Source organism: Buttiauxella sp. AC038 (assembly GCF_979253565.1).
The window spans coordinates 4,184,222-4,202,035 of sequence record NZ_CEEDCQ010000001.1; the positions used below are offsets into that span (position 1 = coordinate 4,184,222).

The window sequence follows — 17,814 nt, forward strand, 5'->3', positions numbered from 1 at the left end:
TCAGTCTGCCAACTCCAGAATACGCACTACCAGTTGAGAGAAGGTCATCCCAGCCTGACGTGCCGCCATTGGCACCAGGCTATGGCTGGTCATACCTGGAGAGGTATTAACCTCCAGCAGATAAAACTGGCCGTCGCTATCTAGCATGACGTCTACGCGCCCCCAGCCACTGCAGCCCAAAACTTGCCAGGCTTGCAGCACTAAAGCCTGCAATTCTTGTTCGCGCTGCTCAATTAAACCGCTCGGGCAGAAATATTGTGTCTCATCAGAGAGATACTTCGCCTCATAATCATAGAAAATTCCAGCGGGTTGGATACGAATTGACGGTAATATTTCTTCGCCAAGAATCGCAACCGTGTACTCAGGGCCACTTAACCATTTTTCAATTAGCACTTCTTCGTCATGCTCAAAGGCTAATTCAAGCGCTGCAGGCAGTGCTGAAACGTTATCAACCTTAGACATACCAACGCTTGAGCCTTCACGGCTTGGCTTAACGATGACAGGCAACCCTAAGCTTGCGATGCGTTCAACTGTGGTTGCACTAATGCCCGCTTCAACGTCACGACGAGTTAGCGCAACCCACGGAGCAACCGGTAAATCAGCACCTTTCCACAGCAATTTGGTACGCAATTTATCCATAGTGACAGCAGAAGCCATCACGCTACTACCGGTGTAAGGCAACTTTAAGAATTCCAGCAATCCTTGCAGCGTTCCGTCTTCCCCACCACGACCATGTAAGGCAATAAATACTTTGTCGAACCCCTGCGCTTTTAGCTCAGTCACTGGCGTGTTTTTAGGATCAACTTCGTGCGCATCAATTCCTGCTTCTCGAAGACCCGCAAGTACTGCAGCGCCTGATTGCAATGACACCTCACGTTCAGCGGAAGTACCGCCCAGCAGGACAGCGATTTTATCAGCCATGTTGGTCTCCTTCCTTAGTGTGGGACTGCAATTTAAATTCAGCCAGGTTTCTGGCAACTTTCCCGATATTTCCTGCACCTTGCACCAGGATCAAGTCATTTCCCGACAAAACTGGTGCTAAAACGTCAGCAATCTGGCTGGCATCTGGGACCAGAATCGGGTCCACTTTTCCGCGTCCACGAATGGTGCGGCAAAGTGAACGACTATCAGCACCGGGAATCGCAGCTTCACCAGCAGAATAAACGTCCAGCATCAGCAATGAATCCACTTGCGACAATACGTTAGCAAAGTCATCGTACAAATCACGGGTACGAGTGAAACGGTGTGGCTGGAAAATCATGACCAGGTTTTTATCCGGCCAGCCCGCGCGCGCCGCTTTAATGGTTGCATCGACCTCTGTCGGATGGTGACCGTAGTCATCCACCAGCATTGCGGTGCCCTCTTTGCCGTTGACCGGTGCAAGCGGATATTCGCCTAAGAAATCAAAGCGGCGACCTGTCCCCTGGAAGCTTTCCAGAGCACGCAGAATGTCTGCATCATCAATGCCTTCTTCTGTTGCAACAGAAACCGCCGCAGCCGCGTTTAACGCGTTGTGACGACCTGGTGCGTTCAGCGTGACATGCAGAGCAGGTTTGTCCTGGCGCACAATCGTAAAATGCCCCTGCGGGCCTTTCTGCTGATAGCTTTCAATGCGCACGTCCGCATCTTCGCTAAAACCGTACGTAGTGATTTTGCGACCTACGCGCGGCAACAACTCGCGAATAACCGGATCATCGACACACATTACGGCCAAGCCGTAGAACGGTAAGTTGTGCAGGAAGTTAATAAACGTCTGCTTTAAATTCTCGAAGTCACCCTGGTAAGTATCCATGTGATCTGCTTCGATATTCGTCACCACAGAAACCATCGGTTGCAGGTGGAGGAATGACGCATCACTCTCATCTGCTTCTGCAATCAGGTAACGACTGTGACCTAAACGCGCGTGGGTTCCTGCGGCTTTCACCAAGCCACCGTTCACAAAAGTAGGATCCAGGCCTGCTTCTGCATAGATGCTGGAAACCATCGCCGTGGTGGTTGTTTTGCCGTGCGTACCGGCAATCGCAATGCCGTGACGGAAGCGCATCAACTCAGCCAACATTTCAGCACGGCGGATAACCGGGATACGGGCTTCATGAGCCGCAACAATTTCCGGGTTATCCATAGAGATTGCGGTCGAAACCACCACAACGCTCGCATCCAGCACGTTTTCCGGGCGATGGTTGAAATAAATTGTGGCGCCCAGCGCCGACAACTGTTGAGTGACCGGGTTCGGAGCCAGATCAGACCCACTAATCTGGTAACCTTCGTTAGCTAAAACTTCGGCAATACCGCCCATACCGGCGCCGCCGATGCCAACAAAGTGAATGTGCCGGACGCGACGCATCTCGGGCACGATAGAACGCAGTTTCGCCAGTTGTTGTGTATTCATTCTCTAACCTGCAGCGTCGAACGCCATTACTTCAAATATTCATGGGCAACACAGCCGCCCACAATGATTACGCCAGTGCTGCGGCGCTCACTTCTTTTGCTACCCGCTCTGTGGCATCAGGAATGGATACAGCACGCGCACGCTCAGCCATTGCCAATAACGTTGCTCTGTCCCATCCGGCGAGAGTTTGGGTAACGGCATCCACGGTAAACTGCGGTTGCTCCAGTATTTTTGCCGCTCCAGCTTTTTCCAACGGCAGCGCATTCCAGTATTGCTGCCGGTCTTTGTGCTGGAAGGGAACAAACAGTGCAGGTAACCCTGCGGCCGCGACTTCGCTAACGGTTAATGCACCGGAGCGGCAGACCACGACATCGGCCCACGCGTAGGCGGCGGCCATATCATCAATAAACTCGGTTACTTTATGCTGAGGCTGTCCTGCGTCTGCATAACCTTGCGTAACAAACTCTTCGCCACCTTTGCCACTCTGGTGCCAAATGGTGACAGCATCGCCCAGGCGACCGGCAACTTGCGGGATGGTCTGGTTCAGCACGCGCGCGCCCTGAGAACCACCAACAACTAATACCCGCACAGGGCCTTCGCGCCCGGCAAAACGTTCTTGTGGCAATGGTAAAGCCAGCACATCGGTACGTACCGGGTTGCCCACTACGTCAGCATTTGGGAATGCACCCGGAAACGCCTGCATCACTTTTTTAGCGATCTTTGACAGCCATTTGTTGGTTAACCCGGCAATACCGTTTTGCTCATGCAACACCACCGGAATACCCAGTGACCATGCCGCCAGACCACCAGGACCTGACACATAACCACCCATCCCCAGAACCACGTCCGGACGATAGGCTTTCATGATGGCCCGCGCTTGACGCCATGCATTGAAAATACGAACCGGCGCCAGCAACATTGCTTTCAGGCCTTTACCACGCAAGCCTGAAATACGAATAAAATCGATCTCAATCCCATGCTTAGGAACTAAGTCAGCTTCCATACGATCGGCGGTTCCGAGCCAGCGTACTTGCCAGCCCTGAGCCATTAAATGATGAGCCACTGCAAGACCCGGGAACACATGCCCACCGGTCCCGCCTGCCATCACCATTAACCGCCGGGTTTGATTACTCATCGCACACCCTTCGTAAACGCCTGCGCTTTGGCCAGACGTGTTTCATGATCGATACGCAGCAACATCATGATTGCTGTAGACATAATTAATAGACTCGAACCACCGTAACTGATCAGTGGTAATGTCAGGCCTTTCGTTGGCAGCATACCCGCTGCTGCACCCACGTTTACCAGTGCCTGGAAACTAAACCAGACTCCAATTGAGCAACCTAAGAAGCCCGCAAAACGCTGGTCCATTTCTAATGCACGTTTGCCAATGGACATCGCACGAAAAGCCACGAAGAATACCATCAATAAAGCTAGTACCACACCGATATATCCCAGCTCTTCTCCGATAATCGAGAAGATGAAGTCGGTATGTGCTTCTGGTAAATATTCAAGTTTTTGAACCGAGTTACCTAAGCCCTGCCCCCACAATTCGCCGCGGCCAAATGCCATCAGAGACTGTGTTAGCTGGTAACCACTACCAAATGGGTCATCCCATGGATTCCAGAATGACGTTACGCGGCGGATACGATACGGTTCAGCAAGGATCAGCAAAATAACGGCTGAGATACCCATACCGATAATCGCCAGGAACTGCCAGAGTTTGGCTCCCGCCAGGAACAGCATCGCAAGCGTAGTAACAAACAGCACAACCACCGTACCAAGGTCAGGCTGCGCCAGTAGCAGCACGGCTAATACCAGAATCACGCCCATCGGTTTGAGGAAGCCGCGCAGGTTATTACGCACTTCATCAACCTTACGAACCAGATAGTTGGCGAGATAACAGAACAACGACAGCTTAGTGAACTCAGCTGGCTGAATACGCAACGGGCCGAAAGCAATCCAACGTGATGCACCGTTAACCGAGCTACCGACAACCAGTACAATCAATAGCATAGCGATAGAGAGCAACAGCATTGCGGTACTGTGACGCTGCCAGAAATCCATCGGCAGGCGCAATGTCACCATTGCCAGAGCAAACGCCAGAATGATGTACAACCCGTCGCGTTTCGCAAACAGGAAGGGATCATTGGCCAGGCGCTGCCCTACTGGCATAGATGCAGATGTCACCATAATGAAACCGACAGCTGCTAACCCGAAAGTCAGCCATAACAACGTGCGGTCATACATCACGATGTTATTGGAATCTGCTTCCTTGGTGCCCATCACCCAGCCTTTAAGCGCCGAACCCAACCAGGCCAGGATGGCAAATCCAGGCACGCGAGGCATACGCAGGCGAGGGAGAGATAAGCGCATCAGCCAAGCTCCTTCGCAAGTAAGGTGAATTGGTCACCACGTTGCTCAAAGTTTTTGAACTGATCGAGGCTTGCACAAGCAGGGGAAAGCAGAACCATATCACCTGTCTTGACACGAGAAGCGATTAATTTCATCGCCTGTTCCATCGTTTCAGTTTGCTCAGCAACATCCGGACGCAATGCAGCAAGTTCAGCACCATCGCGGCCAAAACAGTAAAGACGAATTGCAGAGCCTTGCAGGTATTGAGCAAGTGAAGAGAAATCAGCAGATTTGCCGTCACCCCCTAACAACAGATGCAGCGTACCTTCAACTTTCAAGCCATTTAGCGCCGCTTCAGTGCTGCCAACATTGGTTGCTTTAGAATCGTTAATCCAGCGCACGCCGTTACGTTCCCAGGCAAGCTGGAAGCGATGAGCAAGACCGGTAAATGTTGTAAGTGCTTTTAGGCTGCTGGAGCGCGGAAGTTTTACTGCATCGGCCAGCGCAAGTGCAGCAAGTGCGTTGGTGTAGTTATGACGACCAACCACTTTCATTTCTTTGGTGTTCAATATTTTCTCGCCTTTCACCCGCAGCCAAGTATCGCCTTGCTGGTGATTAAGGTGATAGTCACCTACGTCGACGCCAAAGCTGATGCAGCGTTCATCTGCACCACGCACAGGCATCGTCAGCGCATCATCGGCGTTGACTACACAAACAGCGGCGTTTTCATAAACACGTAATTTGGCTGCACGATACTGCTGCAGACCAAACGGATACCTGTCCATATGGTCTTCAGTGACGTTAAGAATCGTCGCTGCAGCAGCTTTCAGGCTAAAGGTGGTTTCTAACTGAAAGCTGGATAACTCAAGCACGTAAAGCTCACGATTTGGCTCCAGCAGCATTAACGCGGGCAGGCCGATATTTCCACCGACACCCACATTCACACCAGCTGCTTTAGCCATTTCACCGACTAAAGTGGTGACAGTGCTTTTACCATTCGAGCCAGTAATCGCCACAATCGGAGCTTGTGCTTCGCGGCAAAAGAGTTCGATATCACCCACAATTTCAACACCGGCATCTGCCGCACGGGTCAAAGCAGGATGGGCTACGGCGATACCAGGGCTGGCAATAATCAAGTCAGCCGCTAACAACCAGTCTTCGTTGAGTGAGCCAGTATGTCGCGCCACCGATTCAGGCAATTTCTCAAGACCCGGCGGTGAAATGCGGGTGTCCATCACACGTGGTGTAACACCACGCGCAAGGAAAAAGTCCACGCAGGACAGGCCCGTGAGGCCTAATCCGATAATGACGACATTTTTACCCTGGTAATCAGTCATAGTTAACGCACCTTCAGGGTAGCCAGGCCAATCAGGACCAGCATCAGCGAAATAATCCAGAAGCGCACAATGACTCGCGGCTCCGGCCAACCTTTCAATTCATAATGGTGATGAATTGGGGCCATGCGGAAAATGCGCTGCCCGCGCAATTTGAAGGAGCCGACTTGCAAGATGACCGATAGCGTTTCAACCACAAACACGCCGCCCATGATTACCAGCAGGAATTCCTGACGCAACAGTACAGCGATTGTTCCGAGCGCACCGCCCAGAGCTAATGAACCCACATCGCCCATAAATACTTGCGCCGGGTAGGTGTTGAACCATAAGAAACCAAGCCCCGCACCAACAATCGCCGTACAGACGATGACCAGTTCCCCGGCATGACGTAGATAAGGAATATGCAGATACTCTGCAAACTTAATGTTACCGGTCGCCCAGGCAACCAGCGCAAAACCTGATGCCACCAGCACGGTTGGCATAATCGCCAACCCATCCAGGCCATCAGTCAGGTTTACTGCGTTACCAGTGCCGACGATAACAAAGTACGCCAACAGCACGTAGAAAAGACCAAGCTGCGGCATTACATCTTTAAAGAACGGCACAACCAGCTCGGTGGCTGGCGTTCCTTTTCCTACGCTGTACATCGTGAAAGCTACAGCCAGCGCGATGACCGACATCCAGAAGTATTTCCATCGTGCAATCAGACCTTTAGTGTCTTTACGCACCACTTTGCGGTAGTCATCGATAAAACCAATCACCCCGTAACCGATCAGCACGAACAACACACACCAGACATAAGGATTTGATGGATATGCCCACATCAACACGGAGATAACGATAGAAGTCAGGATCATAATCCCGCCCATCGTTGGTGTACCGCGTTTGCTGAAGTGAGATTCCGGGCCGTCGTTACGCACAACCTGGCCGAAGGAGAGTTGCTGCAAACGAGCAATCATACGCGGCCCCATCCATAACGAGATGAACAGAGCAGTCAGCAGGCTGACAATGGCGCGAAACGTCAGATAGGAAAAGACGTTAAAGCCGGAATAATATTTGACCAAGTGTTCGGCCAGCCAAACTAACATGTTCCATTCTCCTGTAATGCGTGTACTACCTGTTCCATGGCGGCACTACGTGAACCCTTCACTAAAATGGTAATCATTGAATGCTCAGCGAGTAGCGCCCTCAGGCGCATAATTAAAGAAGGCTTATCGGTAAAATGTTCGCCAACTTCAGAGGCGGTACTGATTGTTTCGCTCTGTGTGCCCACACTTAGTACGCAATCAATGCCTGACGCTTTTGCTGCTTCACCCACCTGACGATGGCATTCAACAGACTCTGCACCCAACTCACCCATATCACCGACCACCATCACGCGGTAACCCGGCATTTCAGACAGCACCTGTGCTGCAGCGGTCATCGACCCCACATTGGCGTTGTAACTGTCGTCGAGGAGTAGTTGGTTTTCAGAAAGTTGAATCGGGAACAGACGCCCGGGAACGGCTTTAAGACCTGCCAGGCCGGTTTTAACCGCCTCCAGAGAAGCGCCCACTGACATCGCAAGTGAGGCCGCAGCCAGCGCATTAGCAATGTTATGGCGACCAGGAAGTGGGAGCGTAACATCAACGTCACCCATTGGTGTTTTGATGGTGAAATCGGTGCCATGCGCAGTAATGTGCACATTGGTTGCAGTAAAATCACTGCCTGTGGCATTAGGTGAGAAGCGCCATACTTTGCGCTCACCAATCACTTCCTGCCAGTTCAGCCAATCATTGTTATCTGCGTTGAGAATAGCGATGCCGTTCTCAGGCAAACCAGTGAAGATTTCACCTTTTGCTTTCGCCACACCGGCAAGCGACCCAAACCCTTCCAGGTGTGCAGCTGCCAGGTTATTGACCAACGCAGCTTCCGGGCGTGTGAGGTTCACAGTCCAGGCGATTTCACCCTGGTGATTCGCACCGAGCTCAATAACCGCATATTCATGTTCTGGCGTCAGGCGTAACAACGTCATTGGCACGCCAATATCGTTATTCAGATTGCCAGCGGTATATAAGGTGTTACCGCACTCACGCAAAATAGATGCGGTCATCTCTTTTACAGAGGTTTTACCGGAAGAACCGGTCAGCGCGACAATACGTGTTGGAACTTGCTGACGCACCCAGGCTCCGAGCTCGCCAAATGCCTGATGCGTATCGGCCACTACTAGCTGTGGAACATTGATAGCTAACTTGCGGCTAACCAATAACGCCCCTGCCCCACCCTTCACGGCATCTTGCGCAAAGTCATGAGCATCAAAACGCTCACCTTTCAGTGCGACGAACAGACAGCCCTGCGTTAATTTGCGCGTGTCGGTAGTGACATCAATGATATCAGCGTCAGCACCATGCAACTCTCCCTTCAGGACAGTGGCAAGTTGGCTCAAGGAAACGCGGATCATGCCACAACCCCCAACAGACGGGCGACAGTGACACGGTCGGAGTAGTCCAGACGGCGTACACCCACAATTTGATAATCCTCATGACCTTTCCCGGCCACCAGAACCACATCATTCTCTTGCGCTTGCATAACTGCGTTAGTGACAGCTTCGGCACGGCCTGAAACCACATGTACACGACCAGCATCCAGCATACCGACAAGAATATCGGCAACGATCGCTTTTGGCTCTTCAGTGCGAGGGTTGTCATCGGTAACAACAACAACATCGGCATACTGTTCAGCGATACCACCCATAATTGGGCGCTTACCTTTATCACGGTCACCGCCGCAGCCGAAGACACACCACAGCTTGCCGCTACAATGTAAACGAGCTGCCTGCAGGGCTTTTTCCAGCGCATCTGGCGTATGGGCATAATCCACTACAACCGTCGGCTTACCAGGAGCTGCGAAAACTTCCATGCGACCGCAAACAGGTTGCAGGCTCGGAGCCGTTTTCAGCAATTCTTCGAGTGGGTAATCCAGCACTAACAGAGTGGCCAGCGCTAACAACAAGTTGCTGACGTTGAAAGCCCCCATCAGGCGACTTTCGATTTCACCATCGCCCCATGAAGAGCTGAACTGGATAGTGGCCCCGCCATCGTGATAATGCACGTTGGTTGCTTTCAACCAACGGCCACGACAGCCAGGCTGTAAATTATCTTCCATCGTAACGGCAACAGCGTCAGGCAAACGCGCTAACCAATTGCGTCCGACTTCATCATCAGCATTGATAACCGCATGCCCGTAATCATGTTCTGAGAACAGCAGCCATTTGGCGGCTTCATAGCCTGCCATATCACCGTGGTAATCAAGATGATCGCGGCTGAGATTGGTGAATACGCTGGCGGCAAATTTCAATGCGGAAACACGATGCTGAACCAACCCGTGTGAGGAAACTTCCATCGCTGCAAAGCTCGCGCCTTCATCAGCCAGGGCCGCCAGCACGTGCTGCACGTCGACTGCAGAACCAGTGGTGTTTTCGGTAGGTTTCACATTTCCGAGTAAACCGTTACCCACAGTACCCATAACGGCACTGGTTTCGCCCAACAGCTGGCTCCACTGCGCGAGCAACTGAGCGGTCGTGGTTTTGCCATTTGTGCCCGTTACGCCAACCAGGCGTAATGCACTTGAGGGTTCGTTGTAAAAACGCCCAGCCAAAGCAGAAAGTCGTTGATGCAATTGGCTCAGATAAATAACCGGCACACCGTGCATTTCACGGATTTCGCCATCTACTGCTTCGCCTTCAGCTTCAGCAACGATAGCGGCTACACCTTGCGCTATTGCCTGCGGGATATATCGACGCCCGTCCGCCTGATGACCGACTATAGCCACAAAAAGGTCGCCCGATGCCGCCACGCGGCTATCGAGTGTCATTTCTCGCAGAGCTCTCTCCGGCGCTTGTGGCACCCACGGAGCAAGAAGGTCGCGCAAATTACGATCTGCCACCTGATCCCTCATTTTGATTGATTACAAATTCACTTTTTTCACCTGTCGCCAGAGCATCCGGTTCGATATTCATGGTGCGCAGAACGCCGCCCATAATGGCACCGAACACAGGTGCAGAGACGGCACCACCGTAATATTTCCCTGCTTGTGGGTCGTTAATCACCACAACCAGCGCAAATCGAGGGTTACTTGCTGGCGCTACGCCTGCGGTGTAAGCAATGTATTTGTTGACGTATTTTCCGTCCGGACCGACTTTTTTCGCCGTACCGGTCTTAATTGCAATGCGGTAGCCTTTGATGGCGGCTTTAACACCACCACCACCAGGCAATGCCACACTTTCCATCATATGAACGACGGTACGAACCAACTGTTCAGGGAAAATACGTTCACCTGGAACGGGTGGATCAACCTTCGTAATCGACAGTGGGCGATACACGCCGTAGCTGCCAATCGTTGCGTAGACTCGCGCTAACTGTAACGGGGTTACCATTAGCCCGTAGCCGAAAGAGAAGGTGGCCCTCTCTATGTCAGACCACCGTTGTTTTTGCGGATATAAGCCACTGCGTTCTCCGACCAGCCCCAAGTTGGTCGCTTTTCCCAATCCAAAACGTGAATAAGTATCTACCAACGCTGAGGAGGGCATCGCTAACGCCAGTTTAGAAACCCCGACGTTACTCGACTTCTGTAGCACCCCGGTAAGGGTCAATTCGCTGTAGCGCGCCACATCTTTGATCTCATGACCATTAATGCGGTACGGCACGGTATTCAGAACGGTATTCTCACGTACCACGCCACGTTGCAGCGCAGTCATGACCACCATAGGTTTCACTGTCGAACCCGGCTCGAAAACGTCCGTAATGGTACGGTTACGCATCACGTCTTTCGGGGTTCCGCTTAAATTATTTGGGTTATAGGATGGGCTGTTTGCCATCGCTAATACTTCACCCGTGCTGACATCCACCAACACCGCACTACCTGATTCTGCTTTGTTGAAAGCCACCGCGTTGTTGAGTTCGCGATAAACCAGAGCCTGCAAGCGTTCGTCAATGCTCAAAGCCAGGTTATGAGCAGCCTGGCTATCGGTTGAAGAAATATCTTCAATAACACGCCCGAAACGGTCTTTACGCACGACGCGCTCGCCCGGTTGGCCGGTCAGCCATTTGTCGAAGCTTTTTTCAACGCCCTCGATACCCTGGCTATCTACGTTAGTGAAGCCAATGAGGTGAGCGGTTACTTCGCCTGAAGGGTAGTAACGACGAGATTCCTGGCGTAAATGAATGCCGGGAAGTTTCAGTTTTTTGATGTAATCGCCAATATCAGGGTTTACCTGACGAGCGAGATAAATAAATCGGCCTTTCGGGTTGCTGTTAACACGGGAAGCTAGTTGGTCAAGAGGGATTTTCAGAGCATCCGCCAGCGCTTTCCAGCGGTTGTCCAGCGTAATACCACCTGCATCATGCAGCTCTTTCGGGTCGGCCCAAATCGCATTCACCGGCACGCTTACTGCCAATGGGCGACCAGCGCGATCGCTAATCATGCCACGAGAAGTAGAGACTTCCTGCACACGCAAAGAGCGCATGTCTCCCTGGCGAACCAGCATATCTGGCGCAATGATTTGCAGCCAGGCAACGCGCCCCAGCAAGAAAACCAGCGCCAGCAAAATGCAACCGCAAAGCAACGCAAAACGCCAACTTACAAAGTTGGCCTGTTCTTCCTGGCGTTTCGGTTTAAGCGTTTTTGCCGCTGCTCTCATCTGCCACGCGATTCCTTATTGCTGAACTACAATGTTTTCCTGCGATGGGTCAACATGCTGCAATTGCAGCTTTTCCGTTGCGACCCGCTCCACCCGGCTATGATCGCCCAGTGCATTTTCTTCCAAAATCAGATTTCGCCATTCGATATCCAGCGCATCACGTTCCACAACCATTTGCTCACGCTGAGCGGTAAGCAGACGGGTGTGGTGAGCGGTTGTCACAACAAAAATGGCGGTAACGATAATGGCGGTGAACAAGATCAGCGGTAGTTTCCCATGACGCAGCAAATCACCACCAATCACTGTTGGTAATGCATGCCGCTCGCCACTGCTTAACTGGCCAGTAACTTTATTCAGGGCTTCTGCCACTCTGCTGATCATGCGTTCGTCCTTTCAGCGATGCGCAGAACCGAACTACGCGCGCGCGGGTTTTCCGCCACTTCTTCATCGCCTGGCATCATTTTGCCAATTGATTTTAAATATCTGCCACCAAGCTTATTCAACTGGGCTTCAGTCATTGGGATACCAGCCGGAACCTGTGGTCCACGGGTGTTTTCACGCATAAAGCGCTTAACAATTCGGTCTTCCAGAGAGTGGAAACTGATAATTGACAGGCGGCCACCCGTTGCGAGCGTTTCAATCGAGCCTTTCAGTGCCTTCTCGATCTCATCAAGTTCACTGTTGATCCAGATACGAATTGCCTGGAAAGTACGCGTGGCCGGGTGTTTGAATTTGTCTTTAACCGGCATTGCTGCTGCTACAACCGTCGCAAGTTCTTTAGTGCGTGTCATTGGCTGTTCGCGGTTGCGCTCGATAATGGCGCGCGCAATACGTTTGCCAAACTTTTCTTCACCGAAGGTTTTAATCACCCAGGCGATATCTGTTTCTTCAGCACTGAGCAACCATTCGGCAGCTGACTGGCCACGAGTCGGGTCCATACGCATATCCAACGGGCCATCACGCATAAACGAGAAGCCGCGTTCTGCATCATCGAGTTGCGGGGAAGAAACGCCAAGATCCAACAGGATGCCGTCAATTTTTCCCAGCAAGTCGCGTTCGCGTGCGTATTCAGCTAATTCAGAGAAAGGCCCATGAATGATAGAGAAGCGCGGATCATCAATTGCCCTGGCAGCCTCAATCGCTTGAGGATCACGGTCAATTGCCAACAGGCGCCCTTCTGGTCCCAGTTGGGAAAGAATCAAGCGAGAGTGGCCACCGCGGCCAAAAGTGCCATCTATGTAGATGCCATCCTGACGAATGTTGAGACCATTCACGGCCTCATCAAGCAGGACTGAAGTATGTTTAAAATTTTCCATCATTATTTATAGTGACAAGTCCTGCAGACGGTCCGACAAGGTGGTTGTCGTAGCCTGCTCAGCGTCGATGTCTTCCTTGACCTGTTGATGCCAGGTCGTTTCATCCCACAGTTCAAACTTATTGAACTGCCCAACCAGCATCACTTCTTTGGTTAGCCCGGCGTATTGGCGCAAAACAGGTGCTAGCAATAATCGCCCGGCGCTATCCATCTGACATTCACTGGCATGCCCCAGTAATAATCGCTGCACGCGACGTTCAACAGGGTTCATGCTCGACAGACGAGCTAGCTTTTGTTCAATAATTTCCCACTCGGGAAGGGTATAAAGCAGCAGGCATGGGTGATGGATGTCGATGGTACAAACCATCTGACCTTCAGAGGTTTCGACAAGCGCATCCCGGTAACGGGTAGGTACGGCAAGCCGCCCTTTGCTGTCGAGATTGACTAATGTTGCCCCACGGAACATGCCAGCCTCACCCTTAAATTCCCCTTTCCACCACTTTGACCCACAAAATCCCACCTAAAGGAGTTTACGGAGCGGAGGAAAACCTTGTCAAGCAAGCTACAACGCTAATGGAAATAATTTTCATCTCCTAAGCGATTGATAAATGACTGGCGTGAAAAGGCGCTACATCCACGATGCAAAATTAACGTTATGAATATTTGAAAGAAAAAAGATCAATAAGCATAAATATCGTTAAATCGACTGAAAACCTGCAAGGTAAAATATGAAGTGTTCAGTTTGCGACGCGGTCGGCATTTTAAGGTATTTCTCTGCAGGATAACAGCGCCAGATGCAGGCGAAACGCGGGCTGCGGGTTAGTTTGAATGGTCACTGAGAACTATTGTTTAATTATCGGGCACTTTTACACACTGCTATGTAACAAAATAATTCAGAAGAAGGAATTATATCGATTCTGGAATTAAGAGAAGTGTCTATTATCAATGAAAAATAATTACCTGAATAACTATGGGATATAAAACGGGATTATTCTTAATTAAGAATGGCAGCCGTAACTGCCATCTCTTGTTAGTGCCGACTTAAACTGCCACGGCGATATAGATTACGACGAATACGGGTTAATCCAGGCTTAGGTTTACGTGGCTCATCGAGGCTTGCCAATACCAATTCCAGTACTCGCTCAGCTACATCACGGTGGCGCTGCGCAACAGCCAAGACTGGACATTGCAGGAAATCGAGCAATTCATTGTCCCCGAAAGTGGCAATAGCCAGTTCTGACGGCAAATGACCTTCACGTCGTAAAGTTACATCCATCACACCCTGCAATAATGCAAATGAGGTGGTATAGAGCGCCTGTGGCATTGGGTGCGTTTCCAACCACTTGTCAAAAAGCTGCGCTGCGGCTTCACGCTCATAACTGTTGGCATATAAGAAGTGCACTTCACGTGGATCATCTTTCCACGCGGTACGGAAACCTTGTTCGCGCAAGTAGCTCACTGACAGCTCCGGCAACGCGCCAAGATAAAGAACCGTTTCTGCAGGGAAAGTACGCAGCTCACTGGCCAGCATTTCCGCATCTTCCTGGTCTGCACCGACTACGCTTATGAAATTTTCGCGATCTAATGCACGATCGAGCGCGATGATGGGAAAAGGATCGTTCGCCCAGCGTTGATAGAATGGATGTTCAGGCGGCAGTGACGTTGAAACAATGATCGCATCAACCTGGCGTTGTAGCAGGTGCTCAATACAACGCATTTCATTGTCAGGCTGATCTTCCGAGCATGCGATAAGCAACTGATATCCACGCTGACGAGCCTGGCGCTCCAGATAGTTGGCGATACGGGTATAGCTTGTGTTTTCAAGGTCTGGAATAACTAATCCGATAGAACGCGTGCGCCCGGCACGCAATCCTGCAGCCACAGCATTCGGGTGGTAGTTATGTTCGCGTACAACTGCCATGACTTTCTCAACGGTCTTATCGCTAACGCGATACTGTTTTGCCTTACCGTTGATGACGTAGCTCGCCGTAGTGCGCGAAACTCCAGCCAGGCGCGCGATTTCATCCAATTTCACAGTAGCCCCTTATTTAGGATTTCCATAACCATACCCTGGTCATGGTTTCATTTTTATCATCTAAGCGCAGAATAATACCTCGGGCAACCGCTTTTGCTGGCAGTTGCTGCGCTATTTGCAAAAAAAACCCGGTACGTGTTTTACCGGGTTTATTATTTAGCCGCCATTACAGGCTAGCGCATAATCTTATCGCCACGCGACACGCCTACAATACCTGAGCGTGCTACTTCGACAATCTTAGCCACTTCACGAATGGTATTCAGGAATGCGTCCAGTTTGTCGCTAGTTCCAGCAAGTTGAACAGTGTAGAGCGTTGGTGTGACATCAATGATTTGCCCACGGAAGATTTCCGCGTTGCGCTTCACTTCTTCACGCCCGTAACCACTCGCCTGCACTTTTACCAGCATGATTTCACGTTCGACATGCGCCCCTTGCACCAGTTCGCTGACACGCAGGACATCCACCAGTTTATGCAGCTGTTTTTCAATCTGCTCCAGCACTTTCGCATCACCAACCGTTTGGATAGTCATGCGAGACAGTGTGGGATCATCAGTCGGAGCCACGGTCAGACTTTCAATGTTGTAACCACGCTGAGCAAATAAGCCTATTACACGGGACAGCGCCCCGGACTCATTTTCGAGTAATACAGATAATATCCGGCGCATAATCAGGTTCTCTCCGTTTTGCTTAACCACATCTCATCCATACCACCGCCACGGATCTGCATTGGGTACACATGCTCAGTGCCATCAACTGCGACGTCGACAAATACCAGACGCTGGTTACGCACGGCCTCCAGAGCTTCGATCAACTTGCTTTCCAACTCATGCGGCTGGTTAATGTTGATACCTACATGCCCATAAGCTTCCGCAACGCGCACAAAATCAGGTAACGACTCCATATAGGATTGAGAATGGCGGCCAGAATAAATCATGTCCTGCCACTGTTTCACCATACCGAGATAGCGGTTGTTGAGGTTAAGCACCAATACCGGCAAACCATATTGCAGCGCGGTAGAGAGTTCCTGGATATTCATTTGAATACTGCCATCACCCGTAACGCAAACCACGGTCTCGTCTGGCAATGCCAGTTTCACACCCAGTGCGGCTGGCAAACCAAAGCCCATAGTGCCGAGGCCGCCAGAGTTAATCCAACGGCGAGGTTTATCAAAGGTGTAATAAAGTGCAGCAAACATTTGGTGTTGACCGACATCTGAAGTGACGTAGGCCTCGCCTTTGGTCAAACGGTAGATAGTTTCAATCACCGCCTGCGGCTTAATCTTATCGCTTGTTCTGTCAAACTCCAGACACTGGCGCGCACGCCATTGCTCAATCTGTTGCCACCAGTCACGGATATCATCGCAGGACTGCGACGTATCTTCCTGCGCCATCAGCTCCAGCATTTGCTGTAAAACCTGGCGCGCATCGCCAACAATAGGAATATCCGCACCGACAGTTTTAGAAATAGAAGTTGGGTCGATATCAATATGCAGCACCGTCGCATTCGGACAGTACTTCGCGAGATTGTTGGTGGTACGGTCATCAAAGCGCACACCTACCCCGAAAATCACGTCGGAGTTGTGCATCACCATGTTAGCTTCGTAGGTTCCGTGCATCCCCAGCATGCCTAAAGCCTGCCGATGAGTCCCTGGAAACACACCAAGACCCATTAACGAGGATACGACCGGAATATTCAGCTTCTGGGCTAGTTCAAGCAGTTCATCATGACAGGCAGAAGTGATCGCACCGCCACCGACATACATGACCGGTTTTTTCGCCGCCAGCAAGGTTTGCAATGCGCGCTTAATCTGCCCCTTGTGACCTTGAGTGGTCGGGTTATAAGAACGCATACTGACGGTTTCGGGATAACTATAAGGGAACTTATTTGCCGGACTCATAATGTCTTTTGGCAAATCGACCACAACCGGACCTGGGCGGCCACTTGCTGCAAGCCAGAAGGCTTTCTTGATGATGCCAGGAATGTCTTCTGCTTGTTTGACTAAAAAGCTGTGTTTCACGACCGGGCGAGAAATCCCCACCATGTCGCATTCCTGGAATGCATCATAGCCAATCAGCGATGTTGCAACCTGACCAGAAAGCACCACCATTGGAATGGAGTCCATGTAAGCCGTAGCAATGCCGGTGATTGCGTTTGTAGCACCGGGACCGGATGTCACCAGCACGACCCCCACTTCACCGGTTGCACGTGCCAGGCCATCAGCCATATGCACTGCCGCTTGTTCATGGCGTACCAGCACGTGATCAATGCCGCCAATAGTATGAAGCGCATCATAAATATCGAGTACTGCGCCTCCTGGGTAACCGAATACATGTTTAACGCCCTGATCGATAAGCGATCGGACGACCATCTCGGCTCCTGACAACATCTCCATGGTTTGCCTCCAGGCTTACGTGTTTGACCGACCACCGAAATCATTTCAGCTAAGTCGTTGAGGCAGGTTATTGCGCCCTGCATATGTCTTTTTATTATTGATAGTTGCCTAACATAACCGTTGAAAATCAGGCAATCAATTGCCAATCTTCAAGTCTCAAACAAGGATTTTCTTACGAACACTACAAAACCCTCTGCTGACAGAGTTATGCTCTGATCATAAGCGGAAACTATGAATGAAAATATTATGGATGATGGCTTTGCAGGATAAATCTAATTAGCGGACGATTTATCATATGTTCTGGAGAGAAGGAACAA

General features: G+C 51.0%; 15 protein-coding genes. All 15 read right to left on the reverse strand.

Annotation, left to right across the window (positions count from 1 at the left end):
- The 15 genes from AC0IXI_RS19830 to ilvI all read right to left on the reverse strand — a co-directional run bounded on the left by AC0IXI_RS19830 (nucleotide 1) and on the right by ilvI (nucleotide 17,497).
- Complete coding sequence (locus tag AC0IXI_RS19830; protein WP_064516192.1) at nucleotides 1–921, reverse strand: D-alanine--D-alanine ligase; 921 nt, start codon at nucleotides 919–921, stop codon at nucleotides 1–3.
- The gene (gene murC / locus AC0IXI_RS19835) at nucleotides 914–2,389 is read right to left on the reverse strand and encodes a UDP-N-acetylmuramate--L-alanine ligase (protein ID WP_471682972.1); all 1,476 of its coding nucleotides are present in this window, start codon (nucleotides 2,387–2,389) and stop codon (nucleotides 914–916) included. Before murC ends, AC0IXI_RS19830 begins: the two co-directional genes overlap by 8 nt.
- A 67-nt stretch (nucleotides 2,390–2,456) precedes the next feature.
- The gene (murG, locus tag AC0IXI_RS19840; protein WP_134187104.1) at nucleotides 2,457–3,524 is read right to left on the reverse strand and encodes an undecaprenyldiphospho-muramoylpentapeptide beta-N-acetylglucosaminyltransferase; all 1,068 of its coding nucleotides are present in this window, start codon (nucleotides 3,522–3,524) and stop codon (nucleotides 2,457–2,459) included.
- Complete coding sequence (gene ftsW / locus AC0IXI_RS19845; RefSeq protein WP_064516187.1) at nucleotides 3,521–4,765, reverse strand: cell division protein FtsW; 1,245 nt, start codon at nucleotides 4,763–4,765, stop codon at nucleotides 3,521–3,523. The genes murG and ftsW overlap by 4 nt, the downstream gene beginning before the upstream one ends.
- Complete coding sequence (gene murD, locus AC0IXI_RS19850; RefSeq protein WP_134187106.1) at nucleotides 4,765–6,081, reverse strand: UDP-N-acetylmuramoyl-L-alanine--D-glutamate ligase; 1,317 nt, start codon at nucleotides 6,079–6,081, stop codon at nucleotides 4,765–4,767. Before murD ends, ftsW begins: the two co-directional genes overlap by 1 nt.
- Before the next feature lie 2 nt (nucleotides 6,082–6,083).
- Nucleotides 6,084–7,166: a phospho-N-acetylmuramoyl-pentapeptide-transferase gene (mraY, locus tag AC0IXI_RS19855; protein WP_034460947.1), complete on the reverse strand. Its 1,083-nt coding sequence runs from the start codon at nucleotides 7,164–7,166 to the stop codon at nucleotides 6,084–6,086.
- Nucleotides 7,160–8,518: a UDP-N-acetylmuramoyl-tripeptide--D-alanyl-D-alanine ligase gene (gene murF / locus AC0IXI_RS19860; RefSeq protein WP_424221742.1), complete on the reverse strand. Its 1,359-nt coding sequence runs from the start codon at nucleotides 8,516–8,518 to the stop codon at nucleotides 7,160–7,162. The genes mraY and murF overlap by 7 nt, the downstream gene beginning before the upstream one ends.
- Nucleotides 8,515–10,002 carry a UDP-N-acetylmuramoyl-L-alanyl-D-glutamate--2,6-diaminopimelate ligase gene (murE, locus tag AC0IXI_RS19865; protein WP_413499461.1) on the reverse strand — a complete coding sequence of 496 codons (1,488 nt, stop codon included), beginning with the start codon at nucleotides 10,000–10,002 and terminating at the stop codon, nucleotides 8,515–8,517. Before murE ends, murF begins: the two co-directional genes overlap by 4 nt.
- A complete protein-coding gene (locus AC0IXI_RS19870) occupies nucleotides 9,989–11,755 on the reverse strand; it encodes a peptidoglycan glycosyltransferase FtsI (RefSeq protein ID WP_064516179.1) in 1,767 nt (588 codons plus the stop codon). Before AC0IXI_RS19870 ends, murE begins: the two co-directional genes overlap by 14 nt.
- A 15-nt stretch (nucleotides 11,756–11,770) precedes the next feature.
- The gene (gene ftsL, locus AC0IXI_RS19875) at nucleotides 11,771–12,136 is read right to left on the reverse strand and encodes a cell division protein FtsL (protein WP_134187112.1); all 366 of its coding nucleotides are present in this window, start codon (nucleotides 12,134–12,136) and stop codon (nucleotides 11,771–11,773) included.
- Complete coding sequence (gene rsmH / locus AC0IXI_RS19880) at nucleotides 12,133–13,074, reverse strand: 16S rRNA (cytosine(1402)-N(4))-methyltransferase RsmH (RefSeq protein WP_424221745.1); 942 nt, start codon at nucleotides 13,072–13,074, stop codon at nucleotides 12,133–12,135. The genes ftsL and rsmH overlap by 4 nt, the downstream gene beginning before the upstream one ends.
- A gap of 3 nt (nucleotides 13,075–13,077) precedes the next feature.
- A complete protein-coding gene (gene mraZ, locus AC0IXI_RS19885) occupies nucleotides 13,078–13,536 on the reverse strand; it encodes a division/cell wall cluster transcriptional repressor MraZ (RefSeq protein WP_064516173.1) in 459 nt (152 codons plus the stop codon).
- A gap of 564 nt (nucleotides 13,537–14,100) precedes the next feature.
- Nucleotides 14,101–15,105, reverse strand: coding sequence for a catabolite repressor/activator (cra, locus tag AC0IXI_RS19890; RefSeq protein WP_064516171.1), 1,005 nt, complete (start codon nucleotides 15,103–15,105; stop codon nucleotides 14,101–14,103).
- 173 nt (nucleotides 15,106–15,278) lie between these two features.
- The gene (gene ilvN, locus AC0IXI_RS19895) at nucleotides 15,279–15,770 is read right to left on the reverse strand and encodes an acetolactate synthase small subunit (RefSeq protein WP_034460956.1); all 492 of its coding nucleotides are present in this window, start codon (nucleotides 15,768–15,770) and stop codon (nucleotides 15,279–15,281) included.
- A 2-nt stretch (nucleotides 15,771–15,772) separates the two neighbouring features.
- Complete coding sequence (ilvI, locus tag AC0IXI_RS19900; RefSeq protein ID WP_413499460.1) at nucleotides 15,773–17,497, reverse strand: acetolactate synthase 3 large subunit; 1,725 nt, start codon at nucleotides 17,495–17,497, stop codon at nucleotides 15,773–15,775.
- Between the last annotated feature and the right edge of the window lie 317 nt (nucleotides 17,498–17,814).

Bases quoted from the DNA above. Each gene is read 5' to 3' on its own strand.
- AC0IXI_RS19830 (WP_064516192.1), bottom strand. From the start codon at position 921: ATGGCTGATAAAATCGCTGTCCTGCTGGGCGGTACTTCCGCTGAACGT.
- murC (WP_471682972.1), bottom strand. From the start codon at position 2,389: ATGAATACACAACAACTGGCGAAACTGCGTTCTATCGTGCCCGAGATG.
- murG (WP_134187104.1), bottom strand. From the start codon at position 3,524: ATGAGTAATCAAACCCGGCGGTTAATGGTGATGGCAGGCGGGACCGGT.
- ftsW (WP_064516187.1), bottom strand. From the start codon at position 4,765: ATGCGCTTATCTCTCCCTCGCCTGCGTATGCCTCGCGTGCCTGGATTT.
- murD (WP_134187106.1), bottom strand. From the start codon at position 6,081: ATGACTGATTACCAGGGTAAAAATGTCGTCATTATCGGATTAGGCCTC.
- mraY (WP_034460947.1), bottom strand. From the start codon at position 7,166: ATGTTAGTTTGGCTGGCCGAACACTTGGTCAAATATTATTCCGGCTTT.
- murF (WP_424221742.1), bottom strand. From the start codon at position 8,518: ATGATCCGCGTTTCCTTGAGCCAACTTGCCACTGTCCTGAAGGGAGAG.
- AC0IXI_RS19870 (WP_064516179.1), bottom strand. From the start codon at position 11,755: ATGAGAGCAGCGGCAAAAACGCTTAAACCGAAACGCCAGGAAGAACAG.
- ftsL (WP_134187112.1), bottom strand. From the start codon at position 12,136: ATGATCAGCAGAGTGGCAGAAGCCCTGAATAAAGTTACTGGCCAGTTA.
- rsmH (WP_424221745.1), bottom strand. From the start codon at position 13,074: ATGATGGAAAATTTTAAACATACTTCAGTCCTGCTTGATGAGGCCGTG.
- mraZ (WP_064516173.1), bottom strand. From the start codon at position 13,536: ATGTTCCGTGGGGCAACATTAGTCAATCTCGACAGCAAAGGGCGGCTT.
- ilvN (WP_034460956.1), bottom strand. From the start codon at position 15,770: ATGCGCCGGATATTATCTGTATTACTCGAAAATGAGTCCGGGGCGCTG.
- ilvI (WP_413499460.1), bottom strand. From the start codon at position 17,497: ATGGAGATGTTGTCAGGAGCCGAGATGGTCGTCCGATCGCTTATCGAT.